The following is a 16,952-nucleotide window of genomic DNA, read 5'->3' on the forward strand; positions in this document are numbered from 1 at the left end:
CGGCGCCCTTGCGGCGCTTTTTTTATGCTGCCGGGTTTCACGCGGCTTCGCGCGCATGGCGCGCTCCTACAGGTACTGATTCACCGAAGGCTTTCCCCATGATCACGATTACCCTCCCAGACGGCAGCAAGCGCGAGTTCGACGGTCCTGTCAGCGTCATGCAGGTGGCCGAATCCATCGGTCCGGGCCTGGCCAAAGCCACCGTGGCCGGCAAGGTTGATGGCCGGCTGGTGGATGCCAGCGACCTGATCAGCCAGGACGCGCAGCTGCAGATCATCACGCCGAAGGACCAGGAGGGCGTGGAAATCATCCGCCACTCCAGCGCCCACCTGGTGGGGCACGCGGTCAAGCAGCTGTACCCGGACGCCAAGATGGTGATCGGGCCGGTGATCGACGATGGCTTCTACTACGATATCTGGTACGAGCGCCCGTTCACGCCCGAGGACATGGCTGCGATCGAGCAGCGCATGCGCGAGCTGATCGATACCAATTACGACGTGATCAAGCGCATGACCCCGCGCGAGGAAGCGATCGAGGTCTTCAGCCAGCGGGGCGAGGATTACAAGCTGCGCCTGATCGAGGACATGGGCCCGGAAGTCACCCAGATGGGCCTGTACCACCATCAGGAATACGTGGACATGTGCCGCGGCCCGCACGTGCCCAACACCCGCTTCCTCAAGGTGTTCAAGCTGCTGCGCATTTCCGGCGCCTACTGGCGCGGCGATGCCAAGAACGAGCAGCTGCAGCGCATCTACGGCACCGCGTGGGCCGACAAGAAGCAGCTCAACGCCTACGTACAGCGGATCGAGGAGGCCGAGAAGCGCGACCACCGCCGCATCGGCAAGCAGCAGGAGCTGTTCCACCTGCAGGAAGAGGCCCCCGGGCTGGTGTTCTGGCATCCGAAGGGCTGGGCGCTGTGGCAGGCGGTGGAGCAGTACATGCGCCAGGTCTATCGCGACAGCGGCTATGGCGAAGTGCGCTGCCCGCAAATCCTGGACGTGTCGCTGTGGAAGAAATCCGGCCACTGGGACAACTACCAGGAGAACATGTTCTTCACCGAATCGGAGAAGCGCACCTACGCGGTCAAGCCCATGAACTGCCCGGGCCACGTGCAGATTTTCAACCAGGGCCTGCACAGCTACCGCGACCTGCCGATCCGCTACGGCGAGTTCGGCAGCTGCCATCGCAACGAGCCGTCCGGAGCGCTGCACGGGATCCTGCGCGTGCGCGGCTTCACCCAGGACGACGGCCATATCTTCTGCACCGAGGAGCAGATCGAGTCCGAGGTCACCGCCTTCCACGCCCAGGCGATGAAGGTGTACTCGGACTTCGGATTTGAGGAGGTGCAGGTCAAGCTGGCGCTGCGCCCGGAGGCCCGCCTTGGCAATGACGCCGAGTGGGACAAGGCGGAAGCGGCGCTGCGATCTGCCCTGGGCGCGGCCGGAGTGGAGTGGGAAGAACTGCCCGGCGAGGGCGCTTTCTACGGCCCCAAGGTTGAGTACCACCTGCGCGACGCCATCGGCCGCACCTGGCAGCTGGGCACCGTGCAGGTCGATTTCATGATGCCGGGCCGCTTGGACGCCGAGTACGTAGACGAGCACAGCCAGCGGCAGACGCCGGTCATGCTGCATCGGGCCATCGTTGGCTCGATGGAGCGCTTCATCGGCATCCTGATCGAACACCATGCCGGTGCGTATCCGGCCTGGCTGGCGCCGGTGCAGGCGGTGGTGATGAACATCACCGACGCCCAGGCCGACCACGTGGAAGAGGTGCGCAAAACCCTTGTGAATCAAGGCTTCCGGGTCGAATCCGATTTGCGCAACGAGAAAATCGGCTATAAGATCAGGGAGCACACACTGCAGCGGGTGCCGTACCTGCTCGTGGTGGGGGACCGCGAAAAGGAAAATGGCGCGGTTGCTGTACGCACGAGGGCGGGGGAGGATCTTGGGAGCATGCCGATATCCGGCGTTGCCTCACTTCTCCGTGACGGGCTCGCGCAGGCATAATGTGTGTACCGGCGCTTCGCGCGCCGGCAGTCCCGGACGCTGACGAGCGGCCGGCTTTATCGATCTTGGAGATTGCAATATCAGCACCCCGGACAAGCAGAATCGCAGAAATCAGGACATCCGCGTACCCCGCGTACGCGTAATTGGATCCGATGGCGAGATGATTGGCGTACTTTCGCGCGACGAGGCCCTTGGCCAGGCGCAGGAAGAAGGACTCGATCTGGTTGAGATCCAGCCCAACGCCGATCCCCCGGTATGCCGGATCATGGATTACGGCAAATTCCGGTTCGACCTGCAGAAAAAGGCCAACCTGGCCAAAAAGAAGCAGAAGCAGGTCGAGATCAAGGAAGTCAAGTTCCGCCCGGTCACCGATTCCGGTGACTACGCGATCAAGATGCGCAAGATGCGCGGCTTCCTGGAAGAAGGCGACAAGGTCAAGGTGAACATCCGTTTCCGTGGCCGCGAAATGAGCCATCAGGAACTCGGCCGCGGCATGCTGCAGCGGATCGAAGCCGACCTTGGCGAAGACATCGTGATCGAGTCGCGCCCGCGCATGGAAGGGCGCCAGATGGTCATGATGATCGCTCCGAAAAAGAAGTAGGTCGGGGCTGTGCCCCCGACGGCCCGCGGGTTCCGGCATCGCCGGGTCGGCCTGCGGGATCCGGATTGCATGGCACGCGGCGACGCGGCATAATGGTCGGCTCCGGTTCGCCGGAGCGATCACGATCCTGTGAGCCGCCTCTGTTTCCAGCTGTGGATCGCTCCACCTGTGGAGCAGGGGCTTGTAACCGGTCTGGGGCATCCAAGTGCGGCAGCGTCCGCCTCCCAGCCAGAAAGAGACCAAAGGACATCCAAATGCCCAAGATCAAGACCCATCGGGGCGCGGCCAAACGCTTCCGGAAGACCGCTTCCGGCAAGTACAAGGCTGGCCACGCCAACCGCAGCCACATCCTCACCAAGATGACGACGAAGCGGAAGCGCAACCTCCGCCGGACGAACCACATCTCGGCAGCCGACAGTGGTCGTCTCGACCGCATGTTGCCGTATCTCTGAGGAGGACTGAACAATGGCACGAGTCAAACGCGGTGTTCAGGCCCGCCGTCGTCACAAGAAGGTCCTGAGTCAGGCCAAGGGTTACTACAACGCACGCCGCAAGGTATTCCGCGTTGCCAACCAGGCTGTGATCAAGGCCCAGCAGTACGCCTATATCCACCGCAAGCACAAGAAGCGTAATTTCCGCTCGCTGTGGATCGTCCGTATCAACGCCGCGGCCCGCATCAACGGTCTGAGCTACAGCCGTTTCATGAACGGCCTGGGCAAGGCTGGCATCACCCTGGACCGCAAGGTGCTGGCGGACATCGCCGTGCACGATGCGTCCGGTTTTGCCGCGCTGGCAGAGAAGGCGAAGGGCGCGCTCGCAGCGTAAGTGTGTCCCGTGCCGCGCACGCCTTGAACGGCGGGCGCGACCGGACATCGATGTACACGCATGGGGAAGGGCGCAAGTCCTTCCCCATTGTTTTTTGCGTTGGGGGTAATGGGGCCCATGGCTGATATCGAACAGATCAACCGGCAGGCGCTGGCGGAGATTGCCGCCGCGTCGACCCCCGAGGCGCTCGAAGCGCTGCGGGTGGCGTTGCTGGGCAAGCAGGGCAGCGTGACCGCGCTGCTGAAAGGGCTGGGCGCGCTGCCCGCTGGTGAGCGCAAGGCCGCTGGCGCCGGGATCAACAAGGTCCGTGACGCCTTGGGCATGGCGCTGGCCGAACGCCGCCAGGTGCTCGAGGACGCCGCGCTGGACGCGCGTCTGGCCACCGAGGCGATCGATGTGACCCTGCCGGGGCGCGACGCCGAACGTGGTGGCGTGCACCCGATCAGCCGCACCATCGAACGCATCGCCGACATCTTCGGTCGGCTCGGTTACGAACGTGCAGAAGGTCCTGAAATCGAGGACGACTGGCACAACTTCGAAGCGCTCAACTTCCCGCCCCACCATCCGGCGCGGGCGATGCACGACACTTTCTACACCGCCGATGACGGCAGCGGCGAGCGCCGTGTGCTGCGCACCCATACCTCGGGCGTGCAGGTGCGCTACATGGGCGAACACAAGCCGCCGCTGCGCATGATCGCGCTGGGCAAGGTGTACCGCTCCGACTCCGACCAGACCCACTCGCCGATGTTCCACCAGTGCGAGGGCCTGCTGGTGGACGAGCGCGCCAACTTCGCCGACCTCAAGGGCACCCTGGCCGAGTTCGTGCGGGCGTTCTTCGAGCGCGATTTCGAGATGCGTTTCCGTCCCAGCTACTTTCCTTTCACCGAGCCTTCGGCAGAGGTGGATATCGCTTGGCAGCAGCCTGATGGTTCCACCCGCTGGCTGGAGGTGCTGGGCTGCGGGATGGTGCATCCAAACGTGCTGCGCAACGTGGGCATCGATCCGGAGAAGTACACCGGCTTTGCCTTCGGCATGGGCGTGGAGCGGCTGGCGATGCTGCGTTACGGGGTGACCGACCTGCGCGCGTTCTTTGAGAACGATGTGCGATTCCTCAGGCAGTTCGCCTAGTACCGCAATGGCCCACCGGGTGGCGCCCGCCGGGCGCGCATCGGATCAACTGGATTGGCGGGGCAGGCCCCGCCCGACGGATTACGAACGATGAAGTTTTCGGAAAACTGGCTGCGCCAACACGTCTCCCTGGATGCCGACAGCGCCGCGCTGGAGCAGCGGCTGACCGCCATCGGCCTTGAGGTCGAGGCAGTGGAGCGGCTGGGCGAGGAGCTGGATGGGCTGGTGGTTGCCCGCATCCTGTCCTGTGAAAAGCATCCCCAGGCCGATCGCCTGCAGGTGTGCCAGGTGGATGCCGGGCAGGGCGAACCGCTGCAGATCGTGTGCGGCGCCCCCAACGCCCGTCCCGGCCTGCTGGCTCCGCTGGCCATGGTGGGCGCCCAGCTGGGCGAGATCACCATTAGAAGCGCCAAGCTGCGCGGCGTCGAATCCAACGGCATGCTGTGCTCGGCCAAGGAGCTCGGCGTGGATGCCGATGCTTCCGGTTTGATGGAACTGCCCGAAGACGCGACGGTGGGCACGCCGCTGGCCGATTATCTGGGTCTGCCCGACAACGTGATCGAGCTGGGCCTGACCCCCAACCGCGCCGACTGCCTGGGCCTGCGCGGCTTGGCTTTTGACGTGGCCGCTGCGTTCGGGGCCGCGGTGTCCGGGTTTGATCCCGAGCCGGTGCCCGCCGCCAGCGGGTCGGCGCTTGAGGTGGAACTGCATGCCGGCGCCGATGCGCCGCGCTATCTGGGCCGGGTGATCGAAGGCGTGGACGCCAGCGTCGCCACCCCGGTGTGGATGGCCGAGCGCCTGCGCCGCGGTGGCATCCGCCCGGTCAGCTTCCTGGTCGACGTGACCCAGTACGTGATGCTGGAACTGGGCCAGCCCATGCATGCCTTCGATCGCGACCTGCTGACGGGCCCGGTGGGCGTGCGCCGCGCTCGCGCCGGCGAGAAGCTGGTGCTGCTGGACGGGCGTGAAGTGGATCTGGACCCCGAATTCCTGGCGGTAACCGACGCCGACCGCGTCGTGGCGCTGGCCGGACTCATGGGTGGTCAGGACACCCGGGTGACCGACACCACCCGCAACGTATTCCTCGAGTCCGCCCACTTTGCACCTGCCGCGATTGCCGGGCGCAGCCGTCGGCTGGGTCTGCATACCGATGCGGCACACCGGTTCGAGCGTGGGGTGGATCCGGAGCTCCCTCGTGCGGCGATGGAGGCCGCCACACGCCTGATCCTTGAGGTGGCCGGTGGGGTTCCAGGGCCGGTCACCGAAGCAGTGCTGCCCGAGTACCTGCCGAAGCCGCCGGCGATCCCGCTCCGGCGCGAGCGCCTGGCCCGAGTGCTGGGCGTACAGGTCGAAGATGCCGAAGTGGGCCGCATCCTGCGCGCGCTTGGCATGAGTGTGGAAGAGACCGGCGAAGGCTGGCTGGCCACGCCCCCGAGCCGCCGCTTCGACCTGGCGATCGAGGAAGACCTGATCGAAGAAGTTGCCCGCATCCACGGCTATGACAACGTGCCCACCACGCTGCCCAGCGGCGCGACCCGGGTGGTTGCGGATTCCGAAGGGTGCGTGACGGAGGCGGATCTGCGCCGCCACATGGTGGGGCGTGATTGGCTTGAAGCCGTGAACTTCGCCTTCGTGGAGGCGGACCTGCTGGCCAGCTGGCAGCTGCAGGAAGGCGCCGTGCCCTTGGCCAACCCCCTCAGCGCGGAACTGGGGGTGATGCGCACCGCGCTGCTGCCCGGCCTGGTGGATGCGCTTGCCCGCAACGCTGCCCGCCAGCAGTCGCGGGTCCGGCTGTTCGAGATCGGCAGGGCCTTTGCCGCCTCCAGTCCGGGCAGCGCGCCCGGTGAAACACCACGAATCGCCGCGGCGGCAATTGGCGATGCGCGGGTTGAACAGTGGAGCGGAGATTCGCGCGCGGTCGACTTCCACGACCTGAAGGGCGATCTGGACAGCCTGGCGGCGTGCGTAGGTGCGCGGCTGGAATACCGTCCTTCGCAGGCAGCGCACGGGCACCCGGGCCGCTCGGCCGATGTCTACCGGGATGGCGAGTGCATCGGCTGGATCGGCGAGCTGCATCCACGCCTGCTGCGCGCGCTGGACCTGGACCATGCGGTGATCAGCTTTGAGGTGGACCTGGAAGCGCTGCGTCGCCGCGAGCTGCCACAGGTGCAGTCGCTGGGACGCTTCCCCTCGGTCCGCCGCGACCTGGCCTTCGTGGTTCCGGAGCAAGTCACCTGGGCTGCGCTGGAGGCTTCCATCCGCGCCGTCGCAGGGCCGCTGCTGGTCGGGCTTGGGCTGTTTGACGTCTATCAGGGCAAGGGCGTAGAAATCGGGTTCAAGAGCCTTGCTATGGGCTTGATCCTTCAGGAAAAATCGCGCACCCTGACTGAGCGTGACGTGGAAGAGGTGGTGCAGGGTGTGACCCGTGCACTGCAGCAGGAACACGGCGCGCACATTCGCAGTTGAGGATCCGGTAAGCGGCATGGCACTGACCAAGGCACAAATGGCCGAACGGCTGTACGAGGAAGTCGGCCTGAACAAGCGCGAGGCGAAGGAATTCGTCGACGCGTTTTTCGAAGTGCTGCGCGAAGCGCTGCAACAGGGGCGCCAAGTCAAGCTGTCGGGCTTCGGCAACTTCGACCTGCGGCGCAAGAATGAGCGTCCGGGCCGCAACCCGAAGACGGGCGAGGAAATTCCGATTTCCGCGCGTACGGTGGTCACCTTCCGTCCGGGGCAGAAGCTCAAGGAGCGGGTCGAGGCGTATACGCCGGGAGAGGACAATGCTTGATCCAGGAAGCAACCGGGAGCTGCCGCCTATTCCCGCCAAGCGCTATTTCACCATCGGTGAAGTCAGCGAGCTGTGCGATGTGAAGCCGCACGTGCTGCGCTACTGGGAGACCGAATTCCCGGGCCTGAACCCGGTGAAGCGCCGCGGCAACCGTCGTTACTACCAGCGTCATGATGTGCTGATGGTGCGGCAGATCCGCGGGCTGCTGTACGAACAGGGCTACACCATCGGCGGTGCCCGCCAGCGCCTGGAGGGTGATGATGCCCGCCAGGAATCCTCGATGAGCGGTCAGATCCTGCGCCAGGTGCGGGCCGAACTGGAAGAAGTTCTGCAGACTCTGCGGCGCTGATCCGGGTATAATGTTTCGATCAACGGGGTGTAGCGCAGCCTGGTAGCGCACTTGTCTGGGGGACAAGTGGTCGTCGGTTCGAATCCGGCCACCCCGACCAATATCCAGTTTGAAAACAGCGGCTTACGAGGACTCCTCGGAGCCGCTTTTTCTTTGCAACCCGGTGCAGAGCAGTGGGCACCTTTCGACGTTGCTCTAGCGATCGGTGCCTGTGGCCATTGCGTCCCGCTGCACGGCAACGCGGTTGCGCCCGGCGCGCTTGGCCCGGTACAGGGCCGCGTCGGCACGTTCGATCCACTGCTCCAGACTGGCACAGTCGATGGCTGCACGGCCGAGGCCCACGCTGATGCTTATCCGTGCGTCCGGCGCCGCCGGCAGGGAGATGGACTCTACCTGCGCGCGGATCAGCTCCGCGATACGGCCGGCCGCGTCCTGGTCCATGTCGGGCAGCAGCACGGTGAATTCGTCGCCGCCGTAGCGGCCGGCTTCGCCGATCGCCACGGTGTGCATGCGGATCGCCTCGGCGACCGAACACAACACTTCATCGCCGAACCCGTGTCCGTAGCGGTCGTTGTAGCTCTTGAAATTGTCCAGGTCGAGCACGAGCAGGACTGCCGGCGTGCCTGCTTGCTGGTGCCGTCGCAACGCGTGACTGGCCAGGTCCTGCCAGTGGCGGCGGTTGTGTAATCCAGTGAGCATGTCGACACGGCTGAGCTGGTCCAGCTGGCGGTTCTTGTCCTGGATCCGGTGGACCAGGCGGTTGCTTCCCAGGCTGACTGCGATGGTGTGGATCATCAGCATGGGAAGACTGGCCACAATCACGGACATGCTGGTGGTCGGCTGGATGGCAAAACCGGTGAGCAGCCCGGTGACCAGCAGTCCGCCCAGCATTGCCGGCAGTGACCACAACCACAGTCGCGGGATGCCGGTGTTGATCTTGTCTACCGTGACCAGGGTCAGCAGTAATACGCTGGGCAGCAGGTTGAACTGCAGCAGAGGGACCCATATGCCTACCTGGGCCGAATCCAGCAGCAGGTTGCGTATCTCGACGCGATAGGGAACGGCGCTGCGGGTGGCCAGCAGGAAGGCGAGGTGCGGCCAGAGGATACCGGTGAAAAACCACAGCAGCCACAGGGGCAGCGGCGCGTCGTTTTCCAGCAGCACCGCACCGATGCCCACGCTGCCCAGGCCCATGCCAAGGATCCGATAGCGGTAGGTCCGCCAGGGAAGCCGGGCGAACGCATGCTGCATCCGCTCCGCACCCGGTGGCGCCTGCGTGGAGATCCTGTCCTTGGAGCGCTGTGGCGTCCGCACGCATTTCCCCCTGGCTGCGCGGTGATGGACAACCGGAGATGATAAACCTGCGCAGCGGCGGAAACGTTAATCCGGCTCCGGCGGGGTCGTCAGGCTCCGCCGACGGCGGCGCGCGCCTGCGATCCGGGGTGCTGCAGGTCGGGCCAGCGGGCAAGCACGGCGGCGCGGATGCCGGCTTCGTCCAGTCCGGCCTCCGCCAGCAGGTCTTCGCGGCTGGCGTGGTGCTGGAACGCGTCGGGCAGACCGAGCTGCAGCATGGGCAGGGTGATGCCCTCGGCATGCAGCAGCTCGCCCACGGCAGAGCCGGCGCCGCCCATCACCACATTGTCTTCCAGGGTGACGAAACCTTCGTGCGTCCTGGCCAGTTCCACAAGCAGGTCGCGATCGAGCGGCTTGATGAAGCGCATGTTGACCACGGTCAGGCCAAGTTCCGCGCCCACGCGCTCTGCTGCCGGCACGATGGCGCCGAAGGCGAGCAGGGCCAAGCGGCTGCCCTGGTGGCGCAGCTGGGCCCTGCCGATCGGCAAGGTTTCCAGGCTGCCCTGGATCTCGACGCCGGGGCCGGTGCCGCGGGGATAGCGCACCGCGGCCGGTCCTGGATGCCTGAAGCCGGTGGTCAGCAACTTCCGGCACTCGTCTTCGTCTGCCGGGGCCATGAGCACCATGTTGGGCACGCAGCGCAGGAAGCTGAGGTCCAGGTTGCCGGCGTGGGTGGCACCATCCGGGCCAACCACGCCGCCGCGATCAATGGCGAAAGTCACGTCCAGGTTCTGGATGGCCACGTCGTGTACCAGCTGGTCGTAGCCGCGCTGCAGGAAGGTGGAGTAGATCGCCACCACCGGCTTGGCGCCCTCGGTGGCCATGCCGGCGGCCAGGGTGACCGCGTGCTGTTCGGCGATCGCCACGTCGAAATAGCGCTCCGGGTATTCCTTGCTGAAGCGGACCAGACCGGAGCCCTCGCGCATCGCCGGAGTGATGGCCATCAGCCTGTCGTCGGCGGCGGCCATGTCGCACAGCCACGCGCCAAAGACATCGGTGTAGGTGGGTTTCTTTGCGCCAGGCTTGGAGACCACGCCCTTGGCCGGGTCGAACGGCGAGACGGCGTGGTAGCCGATCTGGTCGTCCTCGGCCAGTTCGAATCCCTTGCCCTTGGTGGTGATCACGTGCAGCAGCTGGGGACCCTTCAGGCCCTTGAGCGTGCGCAGCGCGCCTACCAGCGCCTTCGTATCGTGGCCGTCGATCGGGCCGGTGTAGTGGAAGCCCATTTCCTCGAACAGGGTGGACGGCACGAACATGCCTTTCCACTGGCCTTCCCAGCGCTTGACGAAGCGCGCGGACGGGCTGTTCTTGTCGCCCAGCAGCTTCTTGCCACCTTCGCGCAGGGCGTTGAGGGTGCTGCTGCCGCTCATGCGCCCGAGCATGCGGGTCAGGCCGCCAACCGCCTCGGAGATGGACATGCGGTTGTCGTTGAGGATCACCAGAACATCGGGCTCGGTATCCATGCCGCCGGCGTGGTTGAGCGCCTCGTAGGCCATGCCCGCGGTCATCGCGCCGTCGCCGATCACGGCGATCACCTTGCGCTCGTTGCCGGCCTGGGCGTTGGCAATCGCCATTCCCAGGGCGGCGGAAATCGAGGTGCTGGAATGACCGACGCCGAAGGTGTCGAATTCGCTTTCCTCACGCTTGGGGAAAGGCGCCACGCCGTCCTTCTGCTTGACGGTATGGATGGCGTCGCGGCGGCCGGTGAGGATCTTGTGCGGATAGCACTGGTGGCCCACGTCCCAGACGATGCGGTCGTCGGGCGTGTTGTAAAGCCAGTGCAGGGCGGTGGTCAGTTCAACCACGCCCAGGCCGGCGCCGAAGTGGCCGCCGGATTTTCCAACCGATTCGATCAGGTAGGCACGCAGTTCGTCGGCGATCTGCGGGAGCTCGGCTTCGTCGAAGCCGCGCAGGTCGGCCGGTGAATCAATCCGCGCAAGCCGCGGATAGCGTTTGATGTCGATCATGCAGGCATTTTCGCCCCCCGGGTCGCGGGGGGCAAGGCGACGCCCAGGGGCGTGGGGTGCAGTGCGTTCAGGATCTGCTGCGCAGGCGCCGGAAAAAGCCGGTGGGGCGCGGTGGCGCCTCGGCTTCGGGCTCCGGTTCGGGTACGAATTCGGCAAAGCCCGTTGCAAGGTTGGCGTTGAGGAAATCCGCCACTTCGTCCGTTTCTGCGCCGCTGGCCTCGGCGATCTCGGCCAACGTGACCGGGCCTTTCATCATGGCGGTGGCGATGCGGAAGTGGCGGGCGAACTCGCGTTCGGTCTGCTGCCACTTGGTGAGCCGGTAGCGGCCGTCCGGGTCATGCCCGGGCAAAAGCGTGCCCTGGCCTGCCAGCAGGCCCCCGAGCCACTGCAGGCGCTGCAGGGGCTGGGCGGGACCGGCAGCGGCGCTGCCTGAGTTCCAGGTGGCTTCATCGACGGGGCTGAAGTCCGCGCGACCGACGGAGCCTTCGAAATAGCTGGTCAGCGGCTTGAGCAGCTGGGGTCCGTGATACTGGCGGGCATCGGCATCAATCCACAGTTCGGGGCCGTTATCCCGGCTGAAGCGCAGGCGGCCCTGCAGTGCGTGGGGGGCCATCCAGTCGGCGAACACCGGGTCACGCGGCGGTGGGGCGGGTTCGGGTTCGGGCTGCGGTTCCGGCTCGGGTTCAGGCGCAACGTCGGGCACATCGGGAGCCTGTTCCCGCGTAGCGGGAGCGTCGGCTGGAGTCGAAGTTGCAGCAGCAGTTTCTTCCGCGGCCGGGGGAACCGCCAGCCGGACGGCAAGTGGAATGGGGTCCGCTGGGGCGGCCGGTTCGGCCTCTGCCACTGCCTCGACAACGGTTGCTTCGGCTTCCGTTTGCGGATCTGCGGCAGGACCGGCAGCGTCGGTGATCTCCTGCAGCAGCTGCGCCATGGCATCGGTATCGAACGGGCGGCCGAGGCGGAAGTCGGCCTGGGTCCGGGCAGCTGCGGTCAGTCCGATCACATGCTTGCCGGCGGCATGCAGGCGCAGCCACCCCATCGGGCCGTACAGGCTGTCCATGTCGATGATGACGTAGTCGGCCGCGTCGCTGTCGGTCAGCGTGAACCGCCCGGGGAACCTTTCGCTGGCTTTGGAGAACGCGGCGCCAAGCGCGGTTTCCGTGGCCTGGTCCATGCTGGTGAAACCAAGAGTCAAAGCCATGCTGCAGCGATACCGTGATGAAAGTCCCGAGTTTAGCCGGATTCACGATCAGGCTACCCGGTGACTCCGTGCGCTGGCTGGATCAGCCCCGTTGCCGCGGGTTTCTGGGCAGCTGGGACTTCAGGAAAGCCATCTGGTCGGCGAGGATGTTGCGGTTGGACAGGATCAGATGTTCGATCCAGCTCGGCCGGTAGGGCACGGCCAGCAACGGCATCGAGGCCTGGGCCGGGGTGCGGCCGCCCTTGCGCGAGTTGCAGTGGTAACAGGCGGTGACCACGTTTTCCCACAGGTCGCGGCCGCCCTGGGATTGGGGGATCACATGGTCCCGGGTGAGCTTGCTGCGTGCATAACCGCTGCCGCAGTACAGACACAGGTGCTGGTCGCGGGCGAACAGGGCCGGGTTGGTCAGCGCAGGGGTGGGGTTGAGCGCGGCGCCGGAGGCGTGGCCCCGTGCGGCGATGATCGGGTGCAGCGCCAGGGTGCTGCGCCTGCCGGTGATCCGGTTGATGCCGCCGTGCACCCGCAGGCAGGGCTCACCCAGGGTCCAGGTAACGGCGTCGCGTGCGTAGAGGCAGGCCGCGTCCTGCCAGCTGATCCAGTCGAGTACGCGGCCATGCGCATCCAGCGATAGCAGGCGTACGCTGCCCAACGGCAGGGGGCGAGCCGCGATCTGAGGATGTCCCAGGGGTGTTGTCGGCGAAGCATTGGCGACCGGTGTGCCAGGTCCGGCGGGGAGCAGGCGAAGCTTCGCTCTGTCGTCCTTCATCAAGGAAACAGCATATACCCGATTTATGACGCTGTGGGTATTGCTCAGAAGGCCACGGAGTCCAATGACATCAGCGAGTCGGCGCCGCTTTCGATCGCGGCCTTGTGGGCCCGGGTGCGCGGGAGGATCCGGGCGAAGTAGAAACGTGCCGTTTCCAGCTTGGACTGCTTGAAGCTTTCGGGCTGGGTGCTGTCACGGGCGGAGGCCACGCTGCGGGCCCACCAGTACGCCAGGGCCACGTAGCCGGAATAGAACAGGTAATCCCAGGAAGCCGCACCGATTTCCTCCGGGTTGCCGGCGGCACGCTTGGCGATGTCACCGGTGAGCGCCTGCCATTCGGTCGCGGCCGCCTGCAGCGGACCGATGAACTCGGCCATGGCGTCGTCGTCGGCATGGGCGTTGCAGAACTCACCGATCATGCCCAGGAACAGGCGCAGGCCGGCGGCCTCCAGCTGCATGGTCTTGCGCCCCATCAGGTCCAGCGCCTGGATGCCGGTGGTGCCTTCATAGAGCGTGGTGATGCGGGCGTCGCGAGCCAGCTGTTCCATGCCGTGCTCGGCGATGTAGCCGTGGCCGCCGAAACACTGCAGGGCGTTGTAGGTGCACTCGATCCCCCACTCGGTCAGGCAGCCCTTGACGATGGGGGTGAGGAAGCCGAGCAGGGCGTCGGCCTGCTCGCGCTCGGCTGCGTCGCTGGTGTGGGCAATGGTGTCCACCAGGGTGCCGGCGTGGGTGCCGAGCAGGCGGCCGCCTTCCACCAGCGCCTTGCAGGTGAGCAGCATGCGGCGCACGTCGGGATGGACGATGATCGGGTCGGCGGGCTTGTCCGGTGCCTTGGGGCCGGACAGCGAGCGCATCTGCAGCCGCTCACGGGCATAGGCCAGGGCGTTCTGGTAGGCGCGTTCCGACAGGCCCAGGCCCTGTAGGCCGACGGCCACGCGCGCGGAGTTCATCATGGTGAACATCGCCATCAGGCCGCGGTTGGGTTCGCCCACCAGCCAGCCCTGAGCGTCGTCGAGGTTCAACACGCAGGTGGCCGAACCGTGGATTCCCATCTTGTGTTCGAGCGCGCCGCAACGCACACCGTTGGCTTCACCGGAGTTGCCGTCCTGGTCCACCTTGCGCTTGGGCACCACGAACAGGGAAATGCCCCGCGAGCCTTCCGGCGCGTCGGGCAGGCGTGCCAGCACCAGATGCACGATGTTGTCGGTGAAATCGTGCTCGCCAGCGGTGATGAAGATCTTGGTGCCGTTGATCTGGTAGCTGCCGTCCGCGTTCGGCGCGGCACGGGTCTTGAGCAGGCCCAGATCGGTGCCACAGTGCGGCTCGGTCAGGCACATGGTGCCGGTCCAGCGGCCGTCCACCAGCGGCTTGAGGAAGGTTTCCTGCTGCCAGTCGTCACCGTGGTGCAGCAGGGCCTCCACCGCGCCGTGCGAAAGCAGCGGGAAGTTGCCCCAGGCCAGGTTGGCGGCGTCGATCATTTCCTTCAGCGACATGCCCAACGTGTGCGGCAGGCCCTGGCCGCCGAACTCCGGCGGCGCGTTGAGCGCCGGCCAGCCGCCGTCGACGTATTGCTCATAGGCCTCGCGGAAGCCGGGCGGGGTGGTGACCGCGCCGGTGGCCTTGTCGAAGCTGCAGCCGATCTCGTCGCCCACGCTGTTGAGCGGTGCCAGCACGGCTTCGGTGAAGCGCGCGCCTTCCTCGAGGATCGCATCCACCACATCGCGGCTCGCATCGCCCAGGCCGAGGCGCTGGAACAGCGGTTCCACATTGAGCACATCGTGGAGGACGAAGCGGATATCGGTCAGGGGAGCTTTGTAGCTGGACATGGCATTCCGTTGGCTGGGAAGGGGGGGAACAGGCTGGACGACAGCCGCCGTCAGCGCAGCACGCCCGGCAGGCCGGGCATCGGACTCAGTACGCCTTCGCGCTTGATCGGGTATTCGCGAACGCTGCCGCGATCGACAGGCGCAGCGCTGGCGCTGCCCTGGAGGGAATAGGACACTCCACGCCCCGCGGCCAGCGTATCGGCCAGCAGCAGCCGCGCCTGCGCAGAGGGGATCAGGTCGACGCTGATCACGTCCGCCGACTCCTGCGAGATCTGCAGCTGCGGACTGGCTTGCAGGCTGCCAGCGGCCTCGCCGTTGACCTGCATTTCAAGCTGCAGGTGATCAAAGCGCATGGCGATGCTGCTGTAGTTCTGCACCCGCAGGTCGATCGACCAGCTGCCATCGGCTTCGACGGTCAGCTGCTGGATGCGGGCGGCCGGTTCGGATACCCGGCGCGCCGGCCCGGTGCTGCACGCGGTCACCAGTGCGGCGGTGAACAGGATCAGGAAGGGCAGAAATTTCTTCATGCGGCGTAATCTCCGGGAAGCTGCGCGGACGGCATGCGGCCAGAATACTACGACGCCATCAGTGAGGCGGATCGCCCGGAAAAGGCGTCAGACAAGCCGCAGTGCGATCCCCAGACCCTGGCTGTCCTCGGCCTCGCTTTCCAGGTCGGCGCGCAGCAGCGGGTGTGCGTCAAGCCAGTCCGGGTCTACCTGCAGACGCAGCGCCGGACCGTTGGCGATGAGCTTGGGCAGCGGCATCGACTCGTCTTCGCCGGAGTGGTGCAACAGCGCCGCCAGTCGCAGCAACATGCCCAGGCGGAGCGCGGCATCCAGCAGGCGGTCGGGCAGCATATCGAAGGCGCTGCGCGAGACCTTGCGCCGGTGACTCTGTACCAGGGCCGCCAGGAAGCGCTGCTCCTGCTGTGAGAAACCCGGGATATCCGAGTGCGCCAGGATGTAGGCCCCGTGCACATGGTGCTGGCTGTGGGCGATGGTCAGGCCGATCTCATGCAGGCGGGCGGCCCATCCCAGCATCAGCCGGTCGTCCGGGCCCAGCTGCCATTCTTCCGCCACCTGGTCAAATAGCCGCAGCGAAGTGGCGTGGACGCGCGCTGCCTGGGTTTCGTCGATGCCGTAACGCTGGGTGAGGGCCTGGATCGCCGCTTCGCGTGGATCATGTTCACCGCCGCGGCCCAACATGTCGTACAGCACGCCCTCGCGCATGGCGGCCTTGCTGATTGCCATGCGCTCCAGTCCAAGCACGGCGAACGCCGCTTCCAGTGCCAGCAGGCCGCCGGCGATGACCGGGCGGCGATCCTCCGACAGACCCGGCAGGTCCAGCGCATCGATATGCCCGGCGTCGATCAGCCGGTCGCGCACGACGGGCAGCGCCTCCGCCGTCACCGCGCCCTTGGTCAGGCCCATGGCCGCGCATATTCCGCCGATGGCCTTGTTGGTACCGGACGAGCCCAGGGTTTCCTGCCAGCCGATGCTGCGGAAGGTCGAGGCAAACTGCTGGAACTCCGCCGCGACCTCGTTGAATGCGCTCTGCCATTTTTCCCGGGTGAGCTTGCCGGTGGGGAAGAACCGCTGGGTGCTGGAGATGCATCCGACCTGCAGGCTCTCGCGCTCCAACGTCTCCAGGCCGCGGCCGATGATGCACTCGGTCGAACCACCGCCGATGTCGATCACCATCCGCCGCTCGCCCGGCTTGGGCGGCTGCACGTGGGATACGCCCTGGTAGATCAGGCGGGCTTCCTCGCGTCCGGAAATCACTTCGATCGCATGGCCCAGTGCATATTCGGCCGGGACCAGGAAGTCCCGCGGCACCGCCATGCGGCGCACCGCGTTGGTCGCCAGGGCGCGCACGTGGTGTGGCGGAACGCGGCGGATCCTCTGGCCGAAGCGTTCCAGGCAGGTCAGGGCGCGATCGCGCACGTCCACCTGCAGCCGGCCCTTGCCGTACAGGCCTTCGCCCAGGCGCACGGTTTCGCGCAGGCGGTCCACCACCCGCAGTTGGCCCAGGGTGACCCGCGCCACGATCATGTGGAAGCTGTTGGAGCCCATGTCGATCGCGGCCAGGGTGTCGCCCTCCTGGATGGACTGGGCGATCGCGCCGGGCAGCACCAGGGAG

Annotated in this window: 14 protein-coding genes, 1 tRNA gene and 1 pseudogene; 9 read left to right on the forward strand and 7 right to left on the reverse strand. The window is 66.2% G+C overall.

The features are described from left to right. Positions 1 to 98: 98 nt before the first annotated feature. The 9 genes and pseudogenes from thrS (at position 99) to ACW7G2_RS00305 (ending at position 7,797) form a co-directional block, all read left to right on the forward strand. Entirely contained in the window at positions 99 to 2,006 is a 1,908-nt protein-coding gene (thrS, locus tag ACW7G2_RS00265; RefSeq protein ID WP_456971560.1) for a threonine--tRNA ligase, read from the forward strand. Between the two features lie 79 nt (positions 2,007 to 2,085). Further along, positions 2,086 to 2,607 (forward strand): translation initiation factor IF-3, encoded by a 522-nt coding sequence (gene infC / locus ACW7G2_RS00270; protein ID WP_456972200.1) that lies wholly within the window; start codon positions 2,086 to 2,088, stop codon positions 2,605 to 2,607. Between the two features lie 254 nt (positions 2,608 to 2,861). Beyond that, positions 2,862 to 3,059, forward strand: a complete 198-nt coding sequence (gene rpmI, locus ACW7G2_RS00275; protein ID WP_456971562.1) for a 50S ribosomal protein L35 — start codon at positions 2,862 to 2,864, stop codon at positions 3,057 to 3,059. A gap of 13 nt (positions 3,060 to 3,072) precedes the next feature. Then, positions 3,073 to 3,432, forward strand: a complete 360-nt coding sequence (rplT, locus tag ACW7G2_RS00280; RefSeq protein ID WP_456971564.1) for a 50S ribosomal protein L20 — start codon at positions 3,073 to 3,075, stop codon at positions 3,430 to 3,432. Positions 3,433 to 3,549: 117 nt separating this feature from the next. Beyond that, a complete protein-coding gene (pheS, locus tag ACW7G2_RS00285; RefSeq protein ID WP_456971566.1) occupies positions 3,550 to 4,560 on the forward strand; it encodes a phenylalanine--tRNA ligase subunit alpha in 1,011 nt (336 codons plus the stop codon). Positions 4,561 to 4,650: 90 nt separating this feature from the next. Next, positions 4,651 to 7,026, forward strand: a complete 2,376-nt coding sequence (gene pheT, locus ACW7G2_RS00290) for a phenylalanine--tRNA ligase subunit beta (protein ID WP_456971568.1) — start codon at positions 4,651 to 4,653, stop codon at positions 7,024 to 7,026. 16 nt (positions 7,027 to 7,042) lie between these two features. After that, a pseudogene (locus tag ACW7G2_RS00295) lies at positions 7,043 to 7,341 on the forward strand (integration host factor subunit alpha); the annotation flags it as partial. Continuing rightward, a complete protein-coding gene (locus tag ACW7G2_RS00300) occupies positions 7,341 to 7,697 on the forward strand; it encodes a MerR family transcriptional regulator (protein WP_456971570.1) in 357 nt (118 codons plus the stop codon). The pseudogene ACW7G2_RS00295 and the gene ACW7G2_RS00300, both read left to right, overlap by 1 nt. A 23-nt stretch (positions 7,698 to 7,720) precedes the next feature. Further along, positions 7,721 to 7,797, forward strand: a tRNA-Pro gene (locus ACW7G2_RS00305). 95 nt (positions 7,798 to 7,892) lie between these two features. Here ACW7G2_RS00305 and ACW7G2_RS00310 read toward each other — a convergent pair. The 7 genes from ACW7G2_RS00310 to ACW7G2_RS00340 form a co-directional block, all read right to left on the reverse strand. Next, a complete protein-coding gene (locus ACW7G2_RS00310) occupies positions 7,893 to 9,011 on the reverse strand; it encodes a diguanylate cyclase (RefSeq protein WP_456971572.1) in 1,119 nt (372 codons plus the stop codon). 89 nt (positions 9,012 to 9,100) lie between these two features. Beyond that, positions 9,101 to 11,017 (reverse strand): 1-deoxy-D-xylulose-5-phosphate synthase, encoded by a 1,917-nt coding sequence (dxs, locus tag ACW7G2_RS00315; RefSeq protein ID WP_456971574.1) that lies wholly within the window; start codon positions 11,015 to 11,017, stop codon positions 9,101 to 9,103. A gap of 67 nt (positions 11,018 to 11,084) precedes the next feature. Continuing rightward, positions 11,085 to 12,218 carry a hypothetical protein gene (locus tag ACW7G2_RS00320; protein WP_456971576.1) on the reverse strand — a complete coding sequence of 378 codons (1,134 nt, stop codon included), beginning with the start codon at positions 12,216 to 12,218 and terminating at the stop codon, positions 11,085 to 11,087. A gap of 82 nt (positions 12,219 to 12,300) precedes the next feature. Then, positions 12,301 to 12,984 carry an HNH endonuclease gene (locus tag ACW7G2_RS00325; RefSeq protein WP_456971578.1) on the reverse strand — a complete coding sequence of 228 codons (684 nt, stop codon included), beginning with the start codon at positions 12,982 to 12,984 and terminating at the stop codon, positions 12,301 to 12,303. Between the two features lie 44 nt (positions 12,985 to 13,028). After that, positions 13,029 to 14,813, reverse strand: a complete 1,785-nt coding sequence (locus tag ACW7G2_RS00330) for an acyl-CoA dehydrogenase C-terminal domain-containing protein (RefSeq protein WP_456971580.1) — start codon at positions 14,811 to 14,813, stop codon at positions 13,029 to 13,031. Between the two features lie 50 nt (positions 14,814 to 14,863). After that, positions 14,864 to 15,340, reverse strand: a complete 477-nt coding sequence (locus ACW7G2_RS00335; RefSeq protein ID WP_456971582.1) for an NDR1/HIN1-like protein — start codon at positions 15,338 to 15,340, stop codon at positions 14,864 to 14,866. Between the two features lie 87 nt (positions 15,341 to 15,427). Then, the gene (locus ACW7G2_RS00340; protein WP_456972202.1) at positions 15,428 to 16,942 is read right to left on the reverse strand and encodes a Ppx/GppA phosphatase family protein; all 1,515 of its coding nucleotides are present in this window, start codon (positions 16,940 to 16,942) and stop codon (positions 15,428 to 15,430) included. Positions 16,943 to 16,952 lie beyond the last annotated feature (10 nt).

This window comes from Luteimonas sp. A277 (assembly GCF_054052045.1).

Coding starts and splice junctions, on each gene's coding strand:
- ACW7G2_RS00335 (WP_456971582.1), bottom strand. CDS start 15,340: ATGAAGAAATTTCTGCCCTTCCTGATCCTGTTCACCGCCGCACTGGTG.
- ACW7G2_RS00330 (WP_456971580.1), bottom strand. CDS start 14,813: ATGTCCAGCTACAAAGCTCCCCTGACCGATATCCGCTTCGTCCTCCAC.
- rpmI (WP_456971562.1), top strand. CDS start 2,862: ATGCCCAAGATCAAGACCCATCGGGGCGCGGCCAAACGCTTCCGGAAG.
- thrS (WP_456971560.1), top strand. CDS start 99: ATGATCACGATTACCCTCCCAGACGGCAGCAAGCGCGAGTTCGACGGT.
- pheS (WP_456971566.1), top strand. CDS start 3,550: ATGGCTGATATCGAACAGATCAACCGGCAGGCGCTGGCGGAGATTGCC.
- ACW7G2_RS00300 (WP_456971570.1), top strand. CDS start 7,341: ATGCTTGATCCAGGAAGCAACCGGGAGCTGCCGCCTATTCCCGCCAAG.
- ACW7G2_RS00320 (WP_456971576.1), bottom strand. CDS start 12,218: ATGGCTTTGACTCTTGGTTTCACCAGCATGGACCAGGCCACGGAAACC.
- rplT (WP_456971564.1), top strand. CDS start 3,073: ATGGCACGAGTCAAACGCGGTGTTCAGGCCCGCCGTCGTCACAAGAAG.
- dxs (WP_456971574.1), bottom strand. CDS start 11,017: ATGATCGACATCAAACGCTATCCGCGGCTTGCGCGGATTGATTCACCG.
- pheT (WP_456971568.1), top strand. CDS start 4,651: ATGAAGTTTTCGGAAAACTGGCTGCGCCAACACGTCTCCCTGGATGCC.
- ACW7G2_RS00325 (WP_456971578.1), bottom strand. CDS start 12,984: ATGAAGGACGACAGAGCGAAGCTTCGCCTGCTCCCCGCCGGACCTGGC.